A 21,131-nucleotide genomic window follows, 5' to 3' on the forward strand; every position below is an offset into this window, starting at 1 on the left:
CTCGTCCGCCGTCCTACGGGCACGACGAGGAGACGACCCGTCCGCCGTCCTACGGGCGTGACGTGGAGACGACTCGTCCGCCGTCCTACGGGCACGACGAGGAGACGACCCGTCCGCCGTCCTACGGGCGTGACGTGGAGACGACTCGTCCGCCGTCCTACGGGCACGACGAGGAGACGACCCGTCCGCCGTCCTACGGCCATGACGAGACGACGCCCCCTCCCTACGGCGGCAAGGAGACCACGCCGCCTCCCTACGGCGGTGAAGAAACGTCTCCTCCCCCCTACGGCGGCAAGGAGACCACCCCTCCGCCCTACGGCGGTGAAGAAACGTCTCCTCCCCCCTACGGCGGCAAGGAGACCACCACCCCTCCGCCCTACGGGGGCCACGAGACCACGCCTCCTCCTTATGGTGGCGAGGAGACCACGCCTCCCCCCTATGGCGGCGAGGAGACCACTCCGCCTCCGTACGGCGGTGAGGAGAGCACGCCCCCTCCGGGAGGGCACACCACTCCGCCCACCCTTCCGCACACCGGTAACAACTCGCGCATGCTGTTGGCGACTTCGGGGGCCGGTGCCGTGCTGATCGCCGCCGGAGTCCTGCTGTTCCGGCGCGGCCGGACGATGTCCCGGCACCGCTGACCACCGGGTGCCGGACCCGAGCGCCCGGCACCCAGAGGTGACGGCGCCGTACCGCCACGGCGCCGCACGCATCCTTCCGGGCCGCGTCCCGTCCGGCCGCTCACCACGCCGACGGGCCGGGAGCGGCCAGCCGGGCGGCCCCGCACGGATAACTCCGGCGGGGCCTTCGCCGTTCACCCACACGGGGGCCGCGGCCACCCGCAAGCCGTAACCGCGCTGGCGAGCACCCGGTTCGTGTGACTGGGTGTCAGTACAGGCGCTGATCAGGCGCTAGGGCAGGGCCGGGCGGAGGGAGGGGCCGGGATGGCTCCACAGTGGCGCAGGACCCGGCGGGGGCGGTTGTCCCTCCTCGCCGCGGCGATCACCGTGTCGGTCGTCCTGGCCGGCCCCGGCATCGCGGCGGGACCACACCGGACGGCGCCCGAACCGGCCCCGGCCCCCACCGCGACCCCGGCGCCCCCGCCCGCCAACCAGGGACCCGACTTCGGGGCGTTCCTCGACTCCGGCCCCCTGGGGATCGCCCGGATTCCCGCGCTGAGCAACTGGCTGGGCGGCGCCGAGCTGAAGGTCGCGCACACCTATCTGCCGGGCGGGCAGTGGCGGGACATCGAGGGCCCGCCCGGCTTCCTGGAGCCCTGGGCGCACTGGCGGCGCGAGAAGGCCGACCGCACCCTCGTCCTCAACGTGCCGATGCAGGAGCGCAACGAGGAGGACCTCTCCGACGTCCAGGTACGGCTGCTGCTGAAGCAGGCCGCCGCCGGACAGTTCGACCGGCACTTCCGCGCGCTCGCCGAGAAGCTGGTCGAGCTCGGCGTGCCGGACACGGTGCTGGTGCTCGGCTGGGAGATGAACGGCATCACCTACACCCACCGCTGCGGGCCTGACCCCGAGGCGTGGAAGGCGTACTGGAACCGGATCGTCGCCACCATGCGCGCGGTGCCGGGACAGCGGTTCCGCTTCGACTTCGCGCCCAGCAGGGGCGCGGACGCCGTGCCCTGGACCGAGTGCTACCCCGGTGACGACACCGTCGACATCATCGGCATGGACTCCTACGACCAGCCGGCCGGGATGCCCTTCGACGAGCAGATCACCGAGCCCTACGGCCTCCAGGCGCACGTCGACTTCGCCAAGGCGCACGGCAAGCCGGTCTCGTACCCGGAATGGGGGCTGTTCCGCAACGGCGACAACCCCGAGTACATGCGCCGGATGCTCGCCTGGATGGACGAACACCGCCCGCTCTACAACACCCTCACCGACTACTGCCCGCACGGCGTCTGGCAGTGCCCGGCCAACCCGAGCGCGGCGGAGGTGTACCGGACGACCCTGTACGGGCGCACGGGGCTGACCACGCCTGCCCCGACCCCGACCCCTCCGGTCACGCCCACGCCGAGCCCGGCGGCACCGGTGACCCCGGCCCCCGAGCCCACCCCCACCCCCACGCCCTCGTCCGGGACGAAGACCCCCGCCGACTGCTCGGAGATGGCGATGGGGAACTGGGTGGAGTTCTGGCTCGGCGGCCGGGTCTGCCTCCGCTTCGACCGGCTGCCCGGCGCCCGCTAACCGGGCCGGCGCTCGCCGAGGCGGGCCAGGGCCGCCCTGCCGTGGCGGCGGGCCGCCGCGTCGGACAGCGTGGCCGACAGCAGCGGCGCGGTGCGGCGCCGGGCCAGCAGCAGCCGCCCGCTGGGCGCCGGGTCGGGGCGCCAGTGGTGCTTGTACGGTTCGTCGCCGCGCATCAGGCTCAGGGTGCCGTGGGAGCCCTCGGCGGTGTGCGCGGCGCAGGCGTCCAGCAGTATGACGGCGACGTCCGCCTTGCGTTCGCGCAGCGAGGGGTGGGCCCCGTAGAGGTAGCCGCCCGCGAGGCTCGGGGAGAGCAGCGTGAGGTCGACGGCGACCACCTCCTCGCCGATGCGGAACTCGGTGACGACCGCGTCCCCGGAGCGCACCATCGGCTCCACCGCGCGCACCAGGTGCTCCTTGAAGCGGGGCCGCAGATGCTCGGGCGTCACCTTGCGGCCCTGCCACTGGAGCCGGTGCAGCTCCAGCAGCCGGGCCACCGCGGCCTCCGCCTCACCGGGACCGGCCGTGCGCCGGGCCACCCCGAGCGCGGACAGCTTGCGCAGCTTGGCCCGTACCCGCTGGGCCTTTTGGGACGGCAGCCGGGTGAGCAGCTCGTCCATCGGCACCGGGGGCAGCTCCAGGCAGAGGGAGTCCGGCACGCGTCGGCGCGGTCCGGGCCAGCGGTCGTAGACGCGCTCCGCCGCGCCCCCGGCGCGTACCTCGCGCAGGTCGATCAGGGCGGTGCGGGCGGCCGTCCACAGGGCGTCGGTCAGGGCCGCGAGGGCGCGGCCGTCGTCGGCGTCGTCGAGCAGGACGTCGCCGTAGTCGGAGACCGTGCCGCCCAGCGGGACCAGCGCGGGGAAGGGGCGGCGGGCGAGGGTGAGGGGGGCGGCGGCTAGCAGGTCGCGGCCGGAGCGGACCAGCAGGACGCGGAGCCTGCCGGGCCTGCCGTACGACTGCCACCAGGAGTGCAGCCAGGCGTGGCTCTGGAACGGGGTCGCGGTGGCGCAGTGCCGGTGCAGGCGGCCCCAGGCGGGGGCGAGGGCGGCGAACGCCATGTCGTCGGTCAGAAGTTGGGTGGTGAGCGCGGGACGCGCGAAGGTTGCGGGGCGCGCCGCGTACGTCGCCGTCACAGCCGGCTGTGGACGTCGACGGCGACGGCCGGGCCGGGCAGCGGGGCCGAGAGCGCGGTGTCGGGTTCCTCCCGGCGTCCCGGCCGGACCAGCAGCGCGAGCCCGCCGAGCAGCCCGCCCGCGCCCGCGCCGACCAGCGTGGTCACCCCGGCCGACGCCGAGGACGGCTCGGTCGGCCGCACCGCGCGGGAGAACTGGAGCAGCTCGACGTGCGTGGCCTTCCTGCTCGCGTCGGCCTGCTGGGCGAGCGCGGCGGCGACCGCGTTGGCCATGGCGGCGGCCTGCGCCGGCTGCCGGGAGGTGGCGGAGACGGCGACCATCGGGGCGTCCGGCGAGGTGGCCGTGCGCACGCTCTCGGCCAGGGTGCTCACCGGCACCCCGGCCCGCGCCTGCGCCTCGGCGAGCACGGTGGGCTGGGTGGCGACCCTGCCGTACGCCTGGGCGAAGCCGAGTGCGGTGGAGGTGTCCGAGCGCTCGGCGGGGACGGCGATGACATAGCTGGTCGCCGTGTAAGCGGGGGCCTTGAGCAGGCCGTACCCGCCGCCGATCAGCCCGCCCGCGACGACCCCGGCGGCCACCAGCGACCAGGGCGGCAGGGCACGGGAGCCCGGCAGACGGCCGGTGCGGCGGCGCCGGTTGGGATTCTCGGTCATGAGGGGCTGCCTCCGTGAGGGTGTCGGGGCGAGGGGACCGTACGGGTGAGCGCCGAGGTGTAGACGTCCATCAGCCGGGCGGCGCTGCGGGTGATGCAGTAGTGACGGGCCGCCTCCGGGACGGTGCGCGGACCCGGCCCGGCGGCGCGGACCCCGGCGAGCGCGGCGGCGTACGCGTCGGCGCCCCCGCGTACGCGGACGGCGTCGGGGGCGGCCTCGGGCGGCAGGTCCTCCACGGCGGGGCAGGAGGCGTAGCGCACCGGGAGGCCGGCCGCCAGCGCCTCGACGACGGCCAGCCCGAACGCCTCCTCCGGGGAGGGGGCGGCGAGCACGTCCATCGCGGAGGTCAGTGCGGGCAGATCGGGACCGGTCGAGCCGTCGGGGAGGCCGGGGACCTCGCCGGTGAACAGCACCCGGTCCAAGACTCCGGCTGCGGCGGCGGTGCGGCGGAGTGCGCCTTCTTCGGGTCCACCTCCGACGAGCAACAGGTGGCAGTCGGGCGGCAGTTGAGCGAGGGCCTCGATCGAGATGCCGAACCGCTTGCCGGGGGCCAGCCGTCCGATGCCGCCGATCACGAACGCGTCGCCGGGGATGCCCAGTCGGGCGCGGACGCGCGCCCGCCGCTCCGGGTCGAAGCGGAAGGGCTCCAGATCGATGCCGTTGGGGACGACCGCGATACGCGGCTCCGGTACGCCCCAGCGGGTCAGGCGGGCGGCGACCGTGGGGGAGACGGCGACCGTCGAGCGGCCCAGACGTTCCCCGGCCAGATACAGCGCGCGTACACCCGAGTTGAGCGGGCGTCCCTCCATCTGGGAGTCGCCCAGGGAGTGTTCGGTGGCGACCACCGCGCGCACGCCCGCCAGCCGTGCCGCCAGCCGGCCGTAGAGACAGGCCCGGTACAGGTGGGTGTGGACCAGGTCGTAGCGGCCGCGCCGGATCAGCCGGGCCAGCCGGGGCAGTGCGGCCAGATCCCGGTTGCCGCCCATGGCGAGGTCGGCCACCCGCACCCCGTCGGCCCGCAGTCCGGCCGCCACCGGGCCGGGGTTGGTCAGCGTGACCACGTCGCACTCGACGGACAGGTGGCGCAGCAGAAGCCGCAGTTGCTGCTCGGCGCCCCCCACTCCGAGGCCGGTGATGATGTGCAGCGCCCGCATCACAGCCCCGCCACGGGTCGGCGGCGCAGCCGGTGCAACCGGTACTTCAGGAACAGCCGCAGGGCGTTGTCGTTCTGCCCCACATGCACGCGGGGCAGCGCGTGCGGGCCGCTCAGCTCGCCGGGGTCGATGGCGCAGGCGTAGCCGTAACCGGCCGCCCGTACGGCCTCGACCACGCGCCCGTCGAGCGTGCCGTACGGGTAGCAGAAGCCCCGGACCGGGGCGCCGGTCAGCTCGGTCAGCAGGGCTCGGCTGTCACTGACTTCGGCGTGCAGGACGGCGTCGTCGGCGCGGGTGAGGTCGACGTGGGTCAGACCGTGCGAGCCGATCTCCACCCCGGCCCGGTGGGCCTCGCGCACGGTGTCGGTGGTCAGCAGGGGCTTGCGCGGGCCGAGCGGGTCCCAGGTGTTCTCGCCGCCGAGCCGGCCGGGGAGCACGAACAGGGTGGCCGTGCACTCCCAGCGGGCCAGCAGCGGCAGCGCGTCGGTGAGGAAGTCGGCGTATCCGTCGTCGAAGGTGAGCCCGACCAGACCGCGCGCGGCGCCCCGCGCGCGGGCGGCCAGCAGCTCGCCCACCGACACGCCCCGCAGCCCCCGCCCGCGCAGCCAGCGCAGCTGGCGTTCCAGCCGGGCCGGGGTGACGGTGACGCGGTACGGGTCGTCGGAGCAGTCGCCGACCGAGTGGTACATGGCGATCCACGGGACGGGACCGCCTCGGCCCGGCCGGGGGGAGCCGGTGCGGAGGACGGACGCGGACTCAACGGAAGACGGCATGAGCGAGCCTTCGGGTGTGGGTGCGTACGGAACGGAGGGCGGGTGCGAAGCCCTGGGCGCCCAGGGCCCAGCCGAGCAGGACGAAGACGGTGATCACGGTGAGACCCCCGGCGGCGAGCCCCGCGAGCGCGCCCAGAGGCTGGCTCGCGGCCCAGGCCCCGGCGAGGGCGGCCCCGAGCGCGGCCCCGGCCGGGCGGCCCAGCTCCCGCAGGACGTGCCGGGTACGGATCGGCACCCCGCGCCGCCTGCCGTGCCGGGGGCCGCGCATGCCGGAGAGCAGCAGGGCGGCGGTGAGGGTGATGCCGGTGGCGTTGGCGGCGGCGATGCCGGTCACGCCCCGGGTGCCGACGGTGGCCGCGCCTATGACGCAGGTGGCGAACACCCCGGCGGACATGACGCCGAGCGGGTACCAGGTGGGGCGGCCCGCCGAGAAGTAGGAGCGGACCAGGACACCGGTGAGGGTCTGGCCGAGCAGACCGAGGGCGTACACCCGCATCACGCTCGCCGTGGCCGCCGTGTCCTGGGGGGTGAACGCGCCGCGCTGGAAGAGGAGGTGGACGATCTGCGGGGCGCAGGCCACGACCGCCGCCGTGCCGAGCAGCACCAGCCCGGAGGCGACCGCGAGGTCCCGTTCCACCCGGACCCGGGCGCGCTCGGTGTCGCCCTCGGCGAGCGCCCGCGCGACCACCGGGAAGGTGATCGTGCAGAGCATCATCGACATGGTCATGGGGATCTGGGCGATCTTCTGGGCGTAGTTCAGGTGCGAGATGGCTCCGGAGGGCAGGCTGGAGGCGAGGAACCGTTCGATCAGCACCTGGGACTGCCGGCACAGCGCGAACAGCAGCACGGTCGCCATCAGCGGCAGGTTCACCGAGTGCGGCTTGGCGGAAGGGAGCTCCGGCGTCGGTTCCGCCGTATGGCGATTGCGTAACCGCCCGACCAGGAAGGGCAGTTGGGTGAGGATCATCAGCACCCCGCCCGCCGCGACCCCGAACGCGGCCGACCGCACCCCCCACACCCCGCCGAGCGCGAACATCGCCGTGACGATGCCCGCGTTGTACGCGACGTAGATCGCGGCCGGGGCCAGGAAGCGGCGGTGGGCGCGCAGGGCCGCGCTGAAGTAGCCGGCGAGTCCGAAGGTGAGGACGCAGGTCGCGGTGAGGCGGGTGCAGTCCACGGCGAGCGCCGGGTCGGGCAGGCCGGGCGCGAGTACCTGGACGAGCTGCGGAGCGCCGAGCACCAGCACCGCCCCCACCACGGTGAAGGCCAGTGTCAACCGGGGCAGCGTCCCCCGGACCAGGGCCCGTACGGGGTCTCCCGGAGCGCCCTGCGCACGGCGGGCCAGCGCCATGCTGAACGCCGGGATCAGCGCGAAGGCCAGCCCGTCCTCGATCAGCAGGGTGGCCGCGAACTCGGGCACCGTCCAGGCGACCAGGAAGGCGTCCGTGTCCCGCCCGGCCCCGAACAGTTGGGCCAGCGACTGGTCCCGGACCAGCCCGAGCACGGCACCGGCGGCGGACAGGGAGGCGGTCAGCAGGGCGGCGCGGGCGAGGAACCGCCCGGTCACCGGGGCGTGTTCGGGCTCGGTCGGCGGGGGCTGCCGGGTCGTCGTCCCCGGTCCCGGAGCGGGCGTCAGCGTCATCGCGCGCCCTCCGGGCCCGTGCCGGCCAGGGCCCACCACGCCACCAGGCCCAGGCACACCGCCGTCAGCACGGTGGAGGGGCCGCCGATGTCGGCGTACACGAAGTCCACGAGCTGCCAGAGCAGCAGGCCGCAGCCGATCAGCGCACAGTCCAGGCCCCGGCCCGTACGGCGGGCGGCCCGCAGGCCGCGCAGGCCGAGCACCAGCATCGCCAGCCAGCCGCCCGCCAGGCACAGCAGGCCGATCAGGCCCTGCTCGGCGAGGACCAGCAGATACATGTTGTGCGGGGACAGCAGCGGCTGCCTGCGGAAGCCGACGCCCGCGCCCTCGGTGTCGCTGCCCGAGGACAGCGCGAGCGAGGCGTGGCCGTCCCGGTACTCCGGGAAGCCCTTCAGCCCCACCCCGGTCAGCGGGTGTTCGCGCCACATGCCGGTGGCCGCCGCCCACATGGTGTACCGGTCGGTGACCGACTGGTCGGGGGCGTCGGTGACCTTGGTGATGCTGTCGATCCGCTCCTGGAGCATCGCCGTGCCCACCCCGACACCGCCCACCAGCACCACCCCGGCCGCGACCACCACGGCGCCCACCTTGAGCGCCCGGCGGACCCCGGCCAGCAACAGTTGCGCGGTGAGGGTGACGGCGGTGGCGATCCACGCCCCCCGGCTGAAGGAGAGCGCCAGCGGCACCAGCAGCGCCAGCGCGCACCCGGCCGCGACCACCCGCTCCCGCACCGGCGCCTTCCCCAGCGCCAGCCCCACCGCGCACAGCAGCCCGAACGCCACCACGGTGGCCATCCCCATCACGTCGTACGGCCCGAAGGTGCCGACCGCGCGGATCATCCGGCCCTGGTACGAGGCACCGGTACCGGTGGCGTACTGCTTCACGCCGACCGCGCCCTGCCAGAGCGCGAGGCCCACCAGCGCCCAGGCCAGCAGCCGGAAGTCCCGGCGGTCGCGGATCAGGAGGAGCACGGCGGCCGGGACCAGGACGAAGACCTGGAGGTAGCGGCCGAGTCCGGCGAGGCCGGCGCCCAGGGAGGCGGCGCCCATCGCGGCGAGCGCCGCCCCGGCCACCGGCAGCCCCAGCACCAGCGCGGCCCTGGCGGACAGCGGACGGGCCCGCTCCCGCAGCAGCCGCACCAGGCAGGCGCCGACGACCAGCGCGGACGCCGCGTCGGCCGGGCCCGCGCCACCCCCCTCGCTGGAGGAGAGGGGCAGCGCCAGCAGGACGAGCACGGCGAGCACCGGCAGCAGCGGGGACCAGTGCCGGGGGCGGCCGAGCGGCAGCGCGAGGCTCATCCGTCAGCTCCCGGTGGACCGCACGACGGCGGCCGCGGTGCGCAGCAGGATGCAGACGTCCTGCCACAGCGACCAATTGTCGATGTAGGCGTTGTCGTAGCGCGCCCGGTCCTCGATCGAGGTGTCCCCGCGCAATCCGCTGACCTGCGCGAGCCCGGTGATGCCCGCCCGCATCCGGTGCCGGGACGCATAGCCGGGGTAGCACTGGCTGAACTGCGTCACGAAGTAGGGGCGTTCGGGGCGCGGACCGACCAGGCTCATGTCGCCGCGGAAAACGTTCCAGAGCTGGAGCAGCTCGTCCAGCGAGGTCCGGCGCAGGAACCGGCAGAACGGGTTCATCCGCCGCTCGTCCGCCACGCTCCACCGGGTCGCCGACTCCCGCTCGTCCACCGGACGGTGGGTGCGGAACTTCAGCAGGGTGAAGGGGCGCCCGTCCTTGCCCACGCGCTCCTGCCGGAACACCACGCCCGGACCCTCGCTGAGCCGCAGCACCAGCGCGCAGGCCAGCAGCAGCGGCGCGGCCAGCACCAGCAGGGCGCCCGACACCACCAGGTCCAGCAGCCGCTTGCCGACGCTGCCGCGCCGCCGGGCGCCGAGGTCGAGCCGCCGTACCGAGAACCCGGCGAGCTGCTCCCGCATCCCGTACGCCGGGCAGTCCGCGTCCACCTCCCACACCGCGCAGCCCGACTCGGCGAGCGCCCGCAGCAGCGGGCCCTTCTCGGTGCGTACGGCGGGGTCGACGGTGAGGACGGTGCCGACGCCGTTCTGGATGAGCGCCCGCTCGACCTGCTCGCCGCAGGTCAGCACCGGGAGCCCGGCGCTGCCGTCCGGGTGGTCGGTGACCACGCCGACGGGACGTACCCCGCAGTCCGGCTGCCGCAGCAGCGCGGCGGCGACCCGCTGGGCGGTCGCGGCGGGGCCGATCACCAGCGCGGCGCTCGGCAGCCGCAGCCGCAGCACCCGGCGCCGCCGGTGCACGGCCGCCCGGCCGGCACAGGCGACCACCGCGTGCGCGGCCCCGCCCACGACCAGCGCGGGCAGGGTCAGGGCGCGGCCGGGTTCCAGGACGGCGGTCAGCGTGCCGAGCGCCAGCCAGACCACCGCGATCCGGCCGCAGACGGACGGGAGTTCGTCGAGCACACCGGTCACCGCGCGCGGCGGGCGCGGCCGCAGCAGCAGGGCGCCGGTGACCAGCGCGGCCACGACGAGCGGCCCGCGCACGGCCGCGTCCAGTACGAGCGCGCCCGCCACGGCGGCGGCGAGGTCGGCGGCGAGCAGGGGCAGCGGGGAGACGGTGGGGGAGTGCGGGCGCCGGGCCGGGAATCGGAAGCCGCGCGCGGGCCGTACTGCGTATCCGGAGTCCCTGCCGGAGGCGCTGGTCGAGGGGACGATGCTTTCCGCGGTCACGGGTGGGTCGACTCCCTGCGCTCGGTGGACACGGACGGCAGGGTGCCGAGGAGGTCGCGGTAGAGGTCCGCGATCCGCTCGGCGGTCACCCGTACGTCGTGCGTGGTCAGGACGTGCCGGCGGCCCTGGGCGCCGAGGTCCGCGCGCAGCGGCGCGTCGCACAGCAGCCCGGTCACGGCGGCGGCCAGCGCGTCCGGGTCCTCCGGCGGCACCAGGCAGCGTCCGGCGAGCGCGGGCGGCAGGCTCTCGCGGGCGCCGTCCACGTCGCTGAGCACCACGGGCCGGGCGCAGGCCAGCGCCTCCAGCGGCGCCAGCGCCATGCCCTCCCAGCGGGAGGGCAGCACCACCAGGTCGGCGGCCCGGTACCAGGGCAGCACGTCGGTGACCTCACCCGCGAACCGCACGCGCGGTCCCGCCAGTTCGCCCAGCGTCTCCCGGTCGGGCCCGTCGCCGACCAGCACCAGCCGGGCCTCCGGCAGCACCGTCAGCACCCGCTCCCACGCGGCCAGCAGCACGTCCTGGCCCTTCTGCGGGCACAGCCGCCCGACGCACACCACCAGCGGTCCGGCCCCGAGCCCGGGCAGCCCGGCGCGGGCCGCCGGGGCGGGCGCGGGGGAGAACCGTTCGGGGTCGATGCCGTTGCGCACCACGGCGTACGCGGCGCGCACCCCGGCGCGTACGCCGGTCTCACGCTCCGCCTCGCTGACGCACACCACCCTTTCGGCCCAGCGCGCGGCGAACCGCTCCCAGCCCAGGGCGAGCGCGGCGGTGACCCCGCCGATGGCCTCGAAGGACCAGGCGTGCGGCTGGAAGACGGTCGGTACCCGGCCGCGCAGGGCGAGACGGGCGGCCAGACCGGCCTTGGCGCTGTGCGCGTGCACCAGTGCGGGCCCTACGTCCCCGACGAGGCGGGCGAGCCGCCGTACCTCGCCGGGCAGCGCGAGCCCCGGTGACCGGGTGGCCCGCCAGAGCCGCACCTCGGCGCCTATCTCCTGTGCCTCCGTGGCCAGTCGGCCGCCCGGGCAGGCGATCACGACGCGCACCCCCGCCGCGAGCTGGGCCCGCGCCAGGTCGAGCACGACCCGCGCGACTCCGCCGTCGACGGGCTGCGAAACATGCAGCACCCGTTCTCGGGCGTCGGAAACTGGCTGGTGCATGGGCGGGATACCTCGCTCACAGGGGCGCTCGGATCTGGTCGGGACCGCGCCTCGCTGCCGGGCGTCCTCCGCGGTGAAGAGCACACCGGCCCTCGCCGCGTCCCGGTGGGGAACGAGCAGGTGGCCCGGCGGGTCACCGCCGCGCCCGCGCGCGGCGCCCGAGATCGGCCACCCTCGGGCCCGCGTCCGGACGGCCTGGCGTACCCGGCCTGGCGCACGACCCGTACGCGCCCTGCCGCGCCGGTCGTGCGCTCCGGTACGTCGTCCGGTGGACCCGCGCCCGGCCACTTCCGTGCGCCCGGTGTACGACGGCGCGGCACGCTGCCTCCCTGAAGCGTGAGCCGGTGCCCGCCACGTACGGCGTCCGGACCTGGTACGGAGGAGAGGGCCGCGACTCTAGTGAGCGCGGAGGCCCGAGCGGCGCAACGACGCGAGCGGGCCGCCCATGTGGCCGCGGTTCACGCGGAGATCACCCCTTTGGCGGCACAACCCCTCGCGGCGGCTCGCGTTGACACTGCGTCGGGCAGCCCGCCCGGATGTTTGTCTCGATTTTCAAGGAGCACCTCTCCATGTTGCGTATTGCGAAGGGTCTGGTCCTGACCTCCGCCGCCGTGGCGGCCGTCGCCGGCGGTGCCGGTATCGCCGCTGCCGACTCCGGCGCGGAGGCCGTCGCCGCGAACTCGCCGGGCGTCCTCTCGGGCAACGACGCCCAGATCCCGGTCCACGTGCCGGTCAACCTCTGCGGCGACACCGTCGACGTCATCGGCCTGCTGAACCCGGCCTTCGGCAGCACCTGCGTCAGCGACTGAGGTCGTCCGGCACACGCCTCGGCCCGGCCGTCCGCACGCGCGTATCGCGCGAGCGGACGGCCGGGCCGCTGTCGTATGGGGGTGCCCCCTGGTCGCGCGGGATTTCATATGTCTTGTGGACACAGGGTTTCCGCCTCGGCCGTGACTCGTTGGGCATGGCGTCGGACATCCCTGGGGCGACGCGAGTTGCCGAGGAGAGGAACATGATGAAGTCCCTGAAGGCCGCAGCCGTCCTGGCCGGTTCCATCGCCCTCACCGGCGTCGCCGCGCCCGCGTTCGCCTACTCCGGCGACCTGACGCCCAGCAGCCTGAACGGCGCCGTGGACCAGATCGCCAAGGGCGGACTGAAGGTGCGTGACGTGATGCCGCTGCAGCACCAGTCCGACGCGCTGAACACCGAGAACAAGGACTCCGTCCTCAGCACCGTCAAGGGCACCACCACCGCGCTGAACACGCACAACCCGCTGCTCGGCGGGCTGCCGCTGCAGAGCTGAGCCACCGTGGAGGGAGGGCCGGACCGCGCCGCGCGGACCGGCCCTCCCTTTCGTGTTCCGAGGCGGGGCTCTCCTCGTGTCCGAGGTCGGGTCCCCTTCGTGTTCGAGGTCGCGTCCCCCGATCGTGTGGAGCACCACCCGGCCGTCGCCCGGACGAGTGAGCGGCCCCCCGGCAGGCCCGGCGCCCGTGGATAGGGTCGCGCGGTGACCTCAACCACAAGCGAAGCCTTCCGCGCCGCCGACCTCGGCACCCTCGTCGTCCTGGCCTGGAGCGGCGAGGCTCCCGACGGCGGCGACATGCCGTACCTGCTGGCGTACTCCCTCGGGGACGCCGAGGGCGGACCGCGTGCCACCTCGGCCGCCGTCACCCAGCTCCTGGAGATGAACGGCCTGACCATCGGCACCGTCATCGACGGCGCCACCCGGCCCAGCCTCCCCGTCACCCTGCTCGTCGAGGCCGGCCAGGCCGTCGTCCGGCTGCCCCAGCTCGTGGCCCAGGCCGACGCCCCGCCGGAGTGGCTGGACGCCGTGGCCCGGCGCGGACACGCCTACCTCGTCTTCACCACCCGCGCCTGGCCCGAGGGCCGCCCCGGTGTGACCGTCGACCCCGCCGCGCTGGCCGCCTTCGCCGGTGCCGACGAGACGCTGATGACCGCCGCCCACGTCATGCTCCCGGCGCGCAGCCTGCGCTGACGCCCTCTGTCCTACCCGGATGGCCGCCGTGCGGTGACCCCGGACGCCCCCACGCGGTTACCGCTGTGAACAAGCCGAACTGTGGACGAGGGAGTGAGCGATGGTCGTCGGGACCGGTGGTGTGGCCGTGGGGGCGGAACGGCAGGTCAGAGAAGGCAAACCGTCGCGGCGGGAGGTGACCCGAGGACTGCTGGCCTCGGCGGCCGCCCTGGGGCTGGCCCCGGTGGTCGCCGCGTCGCGCCCACTGCCCCCGTCCGGCGGTGCGGAGAACAGGGCCTTCGACCAGACCTACCGCGGTCACCGCATCCAGGGCTTCCTGGTCCCGGCCGCCGTGCGCCGGGCGGACGCGGGCGAGTGGCAGATCACCGTCGACGGATGCCCGCTGCACCTGATGCGCCGCGCCGACGGCACCTGGATGAGCATGGTCGACCACTACACCTCGTACGCCACCCCCGTGGAGGCGGCCCGTGCCGCCGTGGACGAGATCGGTCCCGGCCAGCGGCTGCGCGAGATGGCCCCCGGACCGGTCGGCGGAGAGCGCGCGGGACACGGGATGGGGGGCATGCATGGCGTACGTGCGTAAGAATGCCGCCGCCCTCACCGCGAACGAGAAGCGGCGCTTCGTCAACGCCCTGCTGGAGGTCAAACGGCGCGGCGAGTACGACGCGTTCGTGCGGACGCACATCGACTACTACACGGCGGACGGCGAGGAGGGCCTGCGCGCCGCCCACATGGCCCCCTCCTTCCTGCCCTGGCACCGGCGCTTCCTGCTGGAGCTGGAGCGGGCGCTGCGCCGGGTGGACTCCTCGGTGACGGTGCCGTACTGGGACTGGACCCGCGACCGCGGCACGACGTCGGTGCCCTGGACCAAGGACCTCCTCGGCGGCAACGGCCGCAAGAGCGACCGGCAGGTGACCACCGGGCCGTTCGCGTACGCGGCCGGGCACTGGACCATCAAGGAGGGCATCACCGACGGCAAGTACCTCACCCGCGACCTCGGCCGCGCCGCCGCCCCGATCCAGCTCCCCACCAGGAGCGCGCTGCAGTGGGCGCTGGACGACCCGGCGTACGACGTCTCCCCGTGGGACTCGACCGTCACCCGGGGCTTCCGCAACAAGCTGGAGGGGTGGGGGACGGGGGGCGGCAGCGCCTCCTGGCACAACCACAACCGGGTGCACCGCTGGGTCGGGGGCGTGATGCTCGGCGGGGCGTCGGTCAACGACCCGGTGTTCTGGCTGCACCACGCCTTCCTCGACTACCAGTGGTATCGCTGGCAGCAGGCGCACAAGAACCACCGCTACCTGCCGGCGACCCAGCCCGGCCCCGGTGACAAGCAGCGCGGGCGGGTCGTCGCGCGGCTCGACAAGATGCCGCCGTGGAACGTCACGCCGGACTCGCTGGAGGATGTGAGCGGGATCTACAGGTACGCGTAAGGGCGTGTGGTGGGGCATGTTCCTGGGTGGGTCAGCCTGCGGACATGTCCTGCGGGCACGTCTTTCGGGCATGCGAAGAGCCCCGGCGCTCAGGGTGCCGGGGCTCTGCTGCGGAGGGGGCGGGGCTCAGTTGCCGTAGCCGTCCTCGGGGGTTTCCTGCACGGGCTCCCGCTCACCGACGTTGGCGCAGGTGTTGCCGAAGGCCGGGTTCAGCAGGCCGACCACGTCGATGGTGTTGCCGCACAGGTCGACCGGGATGTTGACGGGGACCTGGACGGCGTTGCCGGAGCCCACGCCGGGCGAGCCGGCGGCCGCGGCCCCGGCGTTCGCGTCGGCCAGCGCCAGACCGGCGCCACCGACCATCACGGCACCGGTGCCGAGAGCCACGACGGCTGCCTTCGCAATGCGAGACATCACGTTCTCCTTATGTCGCTTCATGTCGCTCGGGGGGAGTGAGACGGCAGAGATCGCCGCCGCACTTCCCGTACAACGGTCGGCGGGAGAGGGGGTCACGGGGGAAAGGTGGGGGATCTCCCCCTTATGAGGGGTGAATCTGGGGTGGTCTATTCGGGAGGATGTGTCCGTGGTGCCCATTACCGCGTCAGGGAAGGCGCGCATGGGCAGGGGGAGGGTGGGTTCCCCGAGCCCCGGAGAAGGATCAACTGCCGCTCCGTCCCGACGTTTTCGGTGTACGTGTTCCAGGGTTCGAGGCGGGAGTGCCCGTTTGCGAGATCGCCGCTGCGAGGCAGGTAACCGATGACTACCGCCCGCATCGCAATTTCCCCTGCCCGCTGTTTTCTTGCGAGACCTTCGCAGGTGGGAGAGGCGGCCACTCAGCCGGTGAAGGACTCGGGGCCGAAGCGGCCCCAGGCGATGAAGCCGGCGAGTGCGAGGTAGGCCAGGTTCAGCGCCACGAACCCGAACTCGCGGCGCCGCCCGTGGGTGGCCATCGCCCCGATCATCAACAGCACCCAGCAGGCGGCGGTCACCGGGACCATGAGGGGGACGCGGTCGAGGAGGGCGGGCAGTACGAGCCCGACGGCGGCGAGCAGTTCGAGCACGCCGAGCACCTTGATGCTCCGGGCGCCGACCCCCTCGGTCCAACCTCCCCCATGCACGGCGGCCAGCTTCTCCTTCGACACGAAGGCCTTGCTGACACCCCCGAAGAGAGCCACCACGGCCAGAGCCCAGGCGCTGATCCAGAGAGCGAGGTCCATGTGTGCCACTTCCCTACCGGTCGACTTCCTTCCGGTAGGGAGACGGGGCTGCTCCGGGATCTGTGACATGCCCGCCTCAGCGGAACTCGTGCACGACCTCGATCTCGCCGACGATGTGCGCGTTGAACTCGTCCAGTTCCTCAGCCGGGACCCACAACTCGAGGATGGTGCTTCCGCCGGCCTGCTGGACGGGATACCGGCGCAGAAACTCCGACTTCACCTTGAACCGTGTGACGAACCCGGCGCCGTCATGCCGCACATTCCAGTCCCGCGCGATCCTGACCGCGTAGTCCTCGTTCAGCACGGGATAGAAGATGGGCTGCTCGGGGAGCCGAGGCGGCCATGCCGTGAAGCCCGACTCCGCGACCAGTCGCAGCTCTTCAGGGCCGGTGGGGCGCCAGAGGGTGGTGGTCGTGGTCATGGGGTTCGCTCTCTGGGTCGGTCGGCCGGGGGCATGACGGTACCGGCGTTTCCGTTGTATGGGCCACAGAGTTATGCGGCGGAACCGTATGTGCCACGCCCGCTGTCCTGCACTGTCGTGAACGAGAACGACTCCTGCCTGCCCTGGGCGGCCTCCGCGCTGTTCGGCGCCCTCATGGGTGGCGCCACGTGGTCGCTGACCGTGTGGGCGCGGGCGTACTGCGACGCGGGATACGACGCCGGGGGCCGCTTGGAGCTCAACTTCCTGCTCCCGGTGATCGTGGTGGCCGGGGCGGCGGCAGGTCTCGCGTCCTGGTCCATCGGCCGACGCCTGGCAGGTGGCGCCTGGCTCCCGACCCTCTCGGTGGCCGCCGTGACGATCGGCCTGGCGTGGTGGTTCTTCGCCGCCCGAGGAACCCTGGCCGACTACCCCGGCGACTCGGGCCTGTGCCCGGCAAGCAACATCCCGCCACAGTGGCCGAACTGGATTCCGGCGTGAACGGGCCGGGGTTCGCTCACCGAAAGAGCCCCGGAACAGGGCAGATCTCCAGCCCCTCCGCCGGCCGGTCGGCCCAGCCCCACCAGGTATGCCGTCCCGCACACCGCCACAGGGAGCGACAGACCCGCTGCCCGTCGTCCACGCGCCTGGACAGCACGAGGCCGCCGGCTTGCATGGGCCGATGGCACTCGGGGCACACGGGGGCATCAGCGGTGATCATGCGGGGCACCCTAACCGGACAACCGACTGAAACCGGCCCCGACCAGCAAAAAGCCCTCCCGAGGGAGGGCCGGACAACGCGCCCCCGGCAGGACTCGAACCTGCGGCCAAGCGCTTAGAAGGCGCCTGCTCTATCCACTGAGCTACGGGGGCCTGGTGCGGGTCAAGGATAAAGCTCCCCGTTCCTTGACCTTGTCGCCGCGCCTCCGTGGCTCGATGTGGAGGTTCGGTGAAGCGGTCAAGATAATCGCAGGCGGGTACGAATCATGCATCGCTTTTGCGCCCAGACGCGCCGGGTGTTGTGCACTCGTTATGCCGGGAGGGGGCCCGCGTCCCAGTCATCCCTTCCGTCCGGTCTGTCCCTTCGGCGCGCAGGCATGTCCATATGCTTCAGAATTCCCCTAAAATTGGGCATTCTTCGCATGTGGTGACCTTGGACGTACGCCCTCAGCTACTCGACGCACTCGCTGCTCTGCGCGACCGTGTCGCCGCCGCCCGCTATCCGCTCCCCCTGGCGGGAGCCCCGCGCGTGCGCGCCAACCGGGACGAACTGCTCGCCCAGCTGGACGACTACCTCGTACCCCGGCTGCGCTCGCCCCAGGCGCCCCTGCTGGCCGTCGTCGGCGGTTCGACCGGTACCGGGAAGTCGACCCTGGTGAACTCCCTGGTGGGACGGCGGGTCACGGAGGCGGGCGTGCTCCGGCCGACCACCCGTACCCCCGTACTCGTCTGCCACCCGGAGGACCAGCACTGGTTCAGCGGCATGCGCGTACTGCCCGACCTCACCCGCCGGTGGGGGCCCCACCAGGAGAAGTCCGCCAAGGACAGCGACGCGCCCGTCGACGACCACGCGCGCGTGCTCCGCGTCGAGACCGCCGAAACCCTCCCGCGCGGACTCGCCCTGCTCGACGCGCCGGACGTCGACTCGTTGATCACCGACAACCGCGTACTCGCCGCCCAGCTCATCTGCGCCGCCGACATCTGGATCATGGTCACGACGGCCGCCCGGTACGCCGACGCCGTCCCCTGGCACCTGCTGCGCACCGCCAAGGAGTACCGCGCCACCCTGATCACCGTCCTGGACCGCGTCCCGCACCAGGTCGTCGCCGAGGTCTCCCGCCAGTACGGCGCCCTGCTCACCAAGGCCGGCCTCGGCGAGGTGCCCCGGTTCACCGTGCCCGAGCTGCCCGAGTCTGCCTGGGGCGGCGGCCTGCTGCCCGCCTCCGCCGTCGCGTCGCTGCGTACCTGGCTGCACCACCACGCCCAGGACCCCGGCGCCCGCCGCAGCGCCCTCACCCGTACGGCATACGGCCTGCTCGACTCGCTGGCTGTCCGTATGCCGGAGCTGGCGAGCGCATGCGCCGCCCAGTACGCGGCCGCCCTCCGCCTCACCGCCGCCGTGGACGGCGCCTACGACAGCGAGCACGCGCGCGTGCGGGGCAGGCTCCAGTCCGGCACCGTCCTCGCCGGCGACGCCCTCAAGCGCTGGCGAGCCTTCCCGCTGGACTGCACCGCCGGCGAACTCCTGGACGCCCTCACCGAGAGCCTCGGCGCGCTGCTGCTGTGTGCCGTCACCGCCGCCGACGAGCGCGTCGAGGAGTCCTGGCGCCGCGAACCCGCCGCCGGCGCCCCCGAACTCGCCGAGCGCGACTCCTCCCCGGAGAGCGCCGAGCACCGCATCGGCCTCGCCGTACGGCGCTGGCGGCGCGAGCTGGAGGAGCACGCCGAGGACGAGGTCCGCGAGCTGGTGCGCGGCAACGCCCCCGACGCCGAGACGGTCGCCGCGCTCGCCGCCGCCGTCGTCCTCGGCGGACGCCGGGCGCGTACGGCGGGCGAGGGGCTGGCCGAGCGCATCGGGGCGCACGGCGCGCTGCGGCTGCGCGACCGCGCCGGGCGCCTGCTCACCGAGCACGTCGACCGGGTCCTGCACGGCGAACGCGAGCGCCGCCTCGCCCCCATCGACGCCCTGGACGTCCACGCCGAGTCGCAGGCCGAACTCATCGCCGCGCTGTCCGTACTGCAGAAGGAGAGGTGACCGGTGACCGCCGCCGCCCAGAAGAACCAGATGGATCACGTCGACGCCACGGCCCCCGCCGACGAGGAGCCGCACGCGCGCGTGGAGGGCGATCAGCGTCCCGATGACGAGGTCTCCTGGGACGACGGCCTCATCGCCCGCCGCGTCACCGAGGGCACCGCACCGCAGGAGGCCCCCGCGCGCGGGGCGACGAGCGGCACCCCGGCGCCGCTGGCCTACGACGGCCCCCTGCGCTCCCGCCTCGACGCGCTGCGCGAACTCGTCGGCCTGTCCCGTGCCCGTCTCGACAACCAGACCCTCGCCGAGGCCGCGCGCGTGCTGGACGAGGCCACCGCGCGGCGCAAGCTGTCAGGGCAGCACACCGTCGTCGCCATCGCGGGCGCGACCGGCAGCGGCAAGTCGCAGCTGTTCAACACGCTCGCCGGGGTGCCCATCTCCGAGACCGGGGTGCGCCGTCCGACGACCGCCGCGCCCATCGCGTGCAGTTGGAGCGACGGCGCGGCGACCCTCATCGACCGCCTCGGCATCCCCGGCCGGCTGCGCCGCCGCCCCCTGCAGAGCGCCGAGGACGAAGCGCAGTTGCGCGGGCTGGTCCTGATCGACCTGCCCGACCACGACTCCGCCGCCGTACAGCACCGCGAGCACGTCGACCGGGTCCTCAAGCTGGTCGACGCCGTCATCTGGGTGGTCGACCCGGAGAAGTACGCCGACGCCGCGCTGCACGAGCGCTATCTGCGGCCGATGGCGGGCCACGCCGAGGTGATGATCGTCGTCCTCAACCAGACCGACCGGCTGCCCGCCGAGGCCACCGAGCAGATCCTCGACGACCTGCGCCGGCTCCTGGACGAGGACGGCATCGCGCTCGGCGAGTACGACGAGCCCGGCGCCACGGTCCTCGCCCTCTCCGCGCTCACCGGGGACGGCGTCGGCGACCTGCGCGAGACGCTCGGCAAGCTCGTGGCCGAGCGGGGCGCGGCCGCCCGACGGGTCTCGGCCGACGTGGACGCGGCCGCCGCCGATCTGCGGCCGGTGTACGCCGCCGGGCAGGGCGTCGGGCTCAGCGAGGAGGCGCGGGAGGAGTTCTCCGGGCGGCTCGCGGACGCGGTCGGCGCCACCGCCGCCGGGGAGGCCGCCGAACGCGCCTGGCTGCGCAACGCCAACCGCGCGTGCGGCACACCCTGGCTGCGGCTGTGGCGCTGGTACCAGGACCGCGGCGGCCCGCAGACCGGCAGCCTCCCGGTACGTCAGCACGCGGACGCCGAGGCGACCGCGCGCCAGCGGGTGGAGCAGGCGGTCCGTACGGTGTCCGACCAGGCCGCCGCCGAGTTGCCCACACCCTGGGCGCAGGCGGTGCGGGAGGCGGCCGTACACGGGTCGCAGGGGTTGTCGGAGTCGCTCGACGAGCTGGCGGGCCAGGCCGGGCTGCCGCCCGGACGCCCGCCCCGGCCGGGCTGGTGGCCGGTGGCGGTGCTGGTGCAGGCGGCGATGACGCTGCTGCAGATCGTGGGCGGGGTGTGGCTGGTCGGGCAGATCGCGGGGGTGCTGTCGCCGAATCTGGGCGTGCCGGTGCTGCTGATGCTGTGCGGGATCGTGGGCGGGCCGCTGGTGGAGTGGGGGTGCCGGCTGGCGGCCCGGGGGCCTGCGCGGCGGTACGGGCAGGAGGCGGAGCGCCGGCTGCGGGAGGCGGCGGCGAGCTGTGGCCGGGCTCGGGTGCTGGACCCGGTGGCGGCGGAGTTGCTGCGGTACCGGGAGGTCCGGGAGCAGTACGGGCGGATCGCGGGGGTGGGGGCCGGGCGGTAGGGACTGCCTGGCCGGACCGAGGTGGCGGCCGGGGCGGGGTGGGCCGCGGCGGCCTGTGGAGAGTGGGGCCACCTGATCGGGTGACGGAGTTGTCCAC

At 74.2% G+C, this 21,131-nt stretch carries 21 protein-coding genes and 1 tRNA gene; 10 read left to right on the forward strand and 12 right to left on the reverse strand.

The genetic code is table 11. The features are described from left to right. Positions 1 to 641, forward strand: a 641-nt coding sequence (locus E5082_RS27950; protein WP_135794041.1) for an LPXTG cell wall anchor domain-containing protein, incomplete at its 5' end; no start/stop codon positions are given. A gap of 303 nt (positions 642 to 944) precedes the next feature. Next, entirely contained in the window at positions 945 to 2,201 is a 1,257-nt protein-coding gene (locus E5082_RS27955) for a glycoside hydrolase family 26 protein (RefSeq protein ID WP_135794042.1), read from the forward strand. Here E5082_RS27955 and E5082_RS27960 read toward each other — a convergent pair. From E5082_RS27960 to E5082_RS27995, 8 genes are read right to left on the reverse strand one after another with little or no spacing between them, the layout of a single operon-like run. Further along, positions 2,198 to 3,331, reverse strand: a complete 1,134-nt coding sequence (locus E5082_RS27960) for a GNAT family N-acetyltransferase (RefSeq protein WP_229918693.1) — start codon at positions 3,329 to 3,331, stop codon at positions 2,198 to 2,200. The two genes, E5082_RS27955 and E5082_RS27960, sit on opposite strands and share 4 nt — an antisense overlap. After that, on the reverse strand, positions 3,328 to 3,984 hold the full coding sequence (locus E5082_RS27965) for a lipopolysaccharide biosynthesis protein (protein ID WP_135794043.1): 657 nt from the start codon (positions 3,982 to 3,984) through the stop codon (positions 3,328 to 3,330). Before E5082_RS27965 ends, E5082_RS27960 begins: the two co-directional genes overlap by 4 nt. Further along, complete coding sequence (locus E5082_RS27970) at positions 3,981 to 5,138, reverse strand: glycosyltransferase (protein ID WP_135794044.1); 1,158 nt, start codon at positions 5,136 to 5,138, stop codon at positions 3,981 to 3,983. Before E5082_RS27970 ends, E5082_RS27965 begins: the two co-directional genes overlap by 4 nt. Continuing rightward, complete coding sequence (locus tag E5082_RS27975; protein ID WP_190045197.1) at positions 5,138 to 5,911, reverse strand: polysaccharide deacetylase family protein; 774 nt, start codon at positions 5,909 to 5,911, stop codon at positions 5,138 to 5,140. Before E5082_RS27975 ends, E5082_RS27970 begins: the two co-directional genes overlap by 1 nt. Then, on the reverse strand, positions 5,895 to 7,553 hold the full coding sequence (locus E5082_RS27980; RefSeq protein ID WP_135794045.1) for a lipid II flippase MurJ: 1,659 nt from the start codon (positions 7,551 to 7,553) through the stop codon (positions 5,895 to 5,897). Before E5082_RS27980 ends, E5082_RS27975 begins: the two co-directional genes overlap by 17 nt. Then, positions 7,550 to 8,851: an O-antigen ligase family protein gene (locus tag E5082_RS27985; RefSeq protein WP_135794046.1), complete on the reverse strand. Its 1,302-nt coding sequence runs from the start codon at positions 8,849 to 8,851 to the stop codon at positions 7,550 to 7,552. The genes E5082_RS27980 and E5082_RS27985 overlap by 4 nt, the downstream gene beginning before the upstream one ends. Positions 8,852 to 8,854: 3 nt before the next feature. Then, complete coding sequence (locus tag E5082_RS27990; protein ID WP_135794047.1) at positions 8,855 to 10,258, reverse strand: exopolysaccharide biosynthesis polyprenyl glycosylphosphotransferase; 1,404 nt, start codon at positions 10,256 to 10,258, stop codon at positions 8,855 to 8,857. Continuing rightward, complete coding sequence (locus E5082_RS27995; RefSeq protein WP_135794048.1) at positions 10,255 to 11,415, reverse strand: glycosyltransferase family 4 protein; 1,161 nt, start codon at positions 11,413 to 11,415, stop codon at positions 10,255 to 10,257. Before E5082_RS27995 ends, E5082_RS27990 begins: the two co-directional genes overlap by 4 nt. A gap of 569 nt (positions 11,416 to 11,984) precedes the next feature. On the opposite strand from E5082_RS27995, the gene E5082_RS28000 reads away from it, so the two are divergent. From E5082_RS28000 to E5082_RS28020, 5 genes are all read left to right on the forward strand, one after another. Next, the gene (locus tag E5082_RS28000; RefSeq protein WP_135794049.1) at positions 11,985 to 12,224 is read left to right on the forward strand and encodes a chaplin; all 240 of its coding nucleotides are present in this window, start codon (positions 11,985 to 11,987) and stop codon (positions 12,222 to 12,224) included. A gap of 206 nt (positions 12,225 to 12,430) precedes the next feature. Further along, a complete protein-coding gene (locus tag E5082_RS28005; RefSeq protein ID WP_135794147.1) occupies positions 12,431 to 12,718 on the forward strand; it encodes a hypothetical protein in 288 nt (95 codons plus the stop codon). 204 nt (positions 12,719 to 12,922) lie between these two features. Beyond that, positions 12,923 to 13,411, forward strand: a complete 489-nt coding sequence (locus E5082_RS28010) for a DUF5949 family protein (protein WP_135794050.1) — start codon at positions 12,923 to 12,925, stop codon at positions 13,409 to 13,411. 100 nt (positions 13,412 to 13,511) lie between these two features. Next, positions 13,512 to 13,994, forward strand: a complete 483-nt coding sequence (locus tag E5082_RS28015; RefSeq protein ID WP_135794051.1) for a tyrosinase family oxidase copper chaperone — start codon at positions 13,512 to 13,514, stop codon at positions 13,992 to 13,994. Beyond that, on the forward strand, positions 13,978 to 14,844 hold the full coding sequence (locus tag E5082_RS28020; protein ID WP_135794052.1) for a tyrosinase family protein: 867 nt from the start codon (positions 13,978 to 13,980) through the stop codon (positions 14,842 to 14,844). Before E5082_RS28015 ends, E5082_RS28020 begins: the two co-directional genes overlap by 17 nt. 126 nt (positions 14,845 to 14,970) lie before the next feature. Here the strand turns inward: E5082_RS28020 and E5082_RS28025 are convergent, their stop codons facing one another. The 3 genes from E5082_RS28025 to E5082_RS28035 form a co-directional block, all read right to left on the reverse strand. Then, positions 14,971 to 15,258 carry a chaplin gene (locus tag E5082_RS28025; protein ID WP_135794053.1) on the reverse strand — a complete coding sequence of 96 codons (288 nt, stop codon included), beginning with the start codon at positions 15,256 to 15,258 and terminating at the stop codon, positions 14,971 to 14,973. Between the two features lie 419 nt (positions 15,259 to 15,677). Then, positions 15,678 to 16,061 (reverse strand): DoxX family protein, encoded by a 384-nt coding sequence (locus E5082_RS28030; protein WP_135794054.1) that lies wholly within the window; start codon positions 16,059 to 16,061, stop codon positions 15,678 to 15,680. A 76-nt stretch (positions 16,062 to 16,137) separates the two neighbouring features. Next, positions 16,138 to 16,482, reverse strand: coding sequence for a hypothetical protein (locus E5082_RS28035; RefSeq protein ID WP_135794055.1), 345 nt, complete (start codon positions 16,480 to 16,482; stop codon positions 16,138 to 16,140). Positions 16,483 to 16,599: 117 nt separating this feature from the next. Here E5082_RS28035 and E5082_RS28040 point away from each other — a divergent pair, with 117 nt between their 5' ends. Continuing rightward, positions 16,600 to 16,980 carry a hypothetical protein gene (locus E5082_RS28040; protein WP_135794056.1) on the forward strand — a complete coding sequence of 127 codons (381 nt, stop codon included), beginning with the start codon at positions 16,600 to 16,602 and terminating at the stop codon, positions 16,978 to 16,980. Between the two features lie 299 nt (positions 16,981 to 17,279). Here the strand turns inward: E5082_RS28040 and E5082_RS28050 are convergent. Further along, positions 17,280 to 17,352 (reverse strand) — tRNA-Arg (locus E5082_RS28050). Positions 17,353 to 17,623: 271 nt separating this feature from the next. Here E5082_RS28050 and E5082_RS28055 point away from each other — a divergent pair. Further along, positions 17,624 to 19,234 carry a dynamin family protein gene (locus E5082_RS28055; RefSeq protein WP_135794057.1) on the forward strand — a complete coding sequence of 537 codons (1,611 nt, stop codon included), beginning with the start codon at positions 17,624 to 17,626 and terminating at the stop codon, positions 19,232 to 19,234. A gap of 30 nt (positions 19,235 to 19,264) precedes the next feature. Continuing rightward, positions 19,265 to 21,034, forward strand: a complete 1,770-nt coding sequence (locus E5082_RS28060; RefSeq protein WP_135794149.1) for a YfjP family GTPase — start codon at positions 19,265 to 19,267, stop codon at positions 21,032 to 21,034. The last annotated feature ends 97 nt before the right edge of the window (positions 21,035 to 21,131 follow it).

The organism is Streptomyces griseoluteus (assembly GCF_004784465.1).
Lineage (GTDB): Bacteria > Actinomycetota > Actinomycetes > Streptomycetales > Streptomycetaceae > Streptomyces > Streptomyces griseoluteus.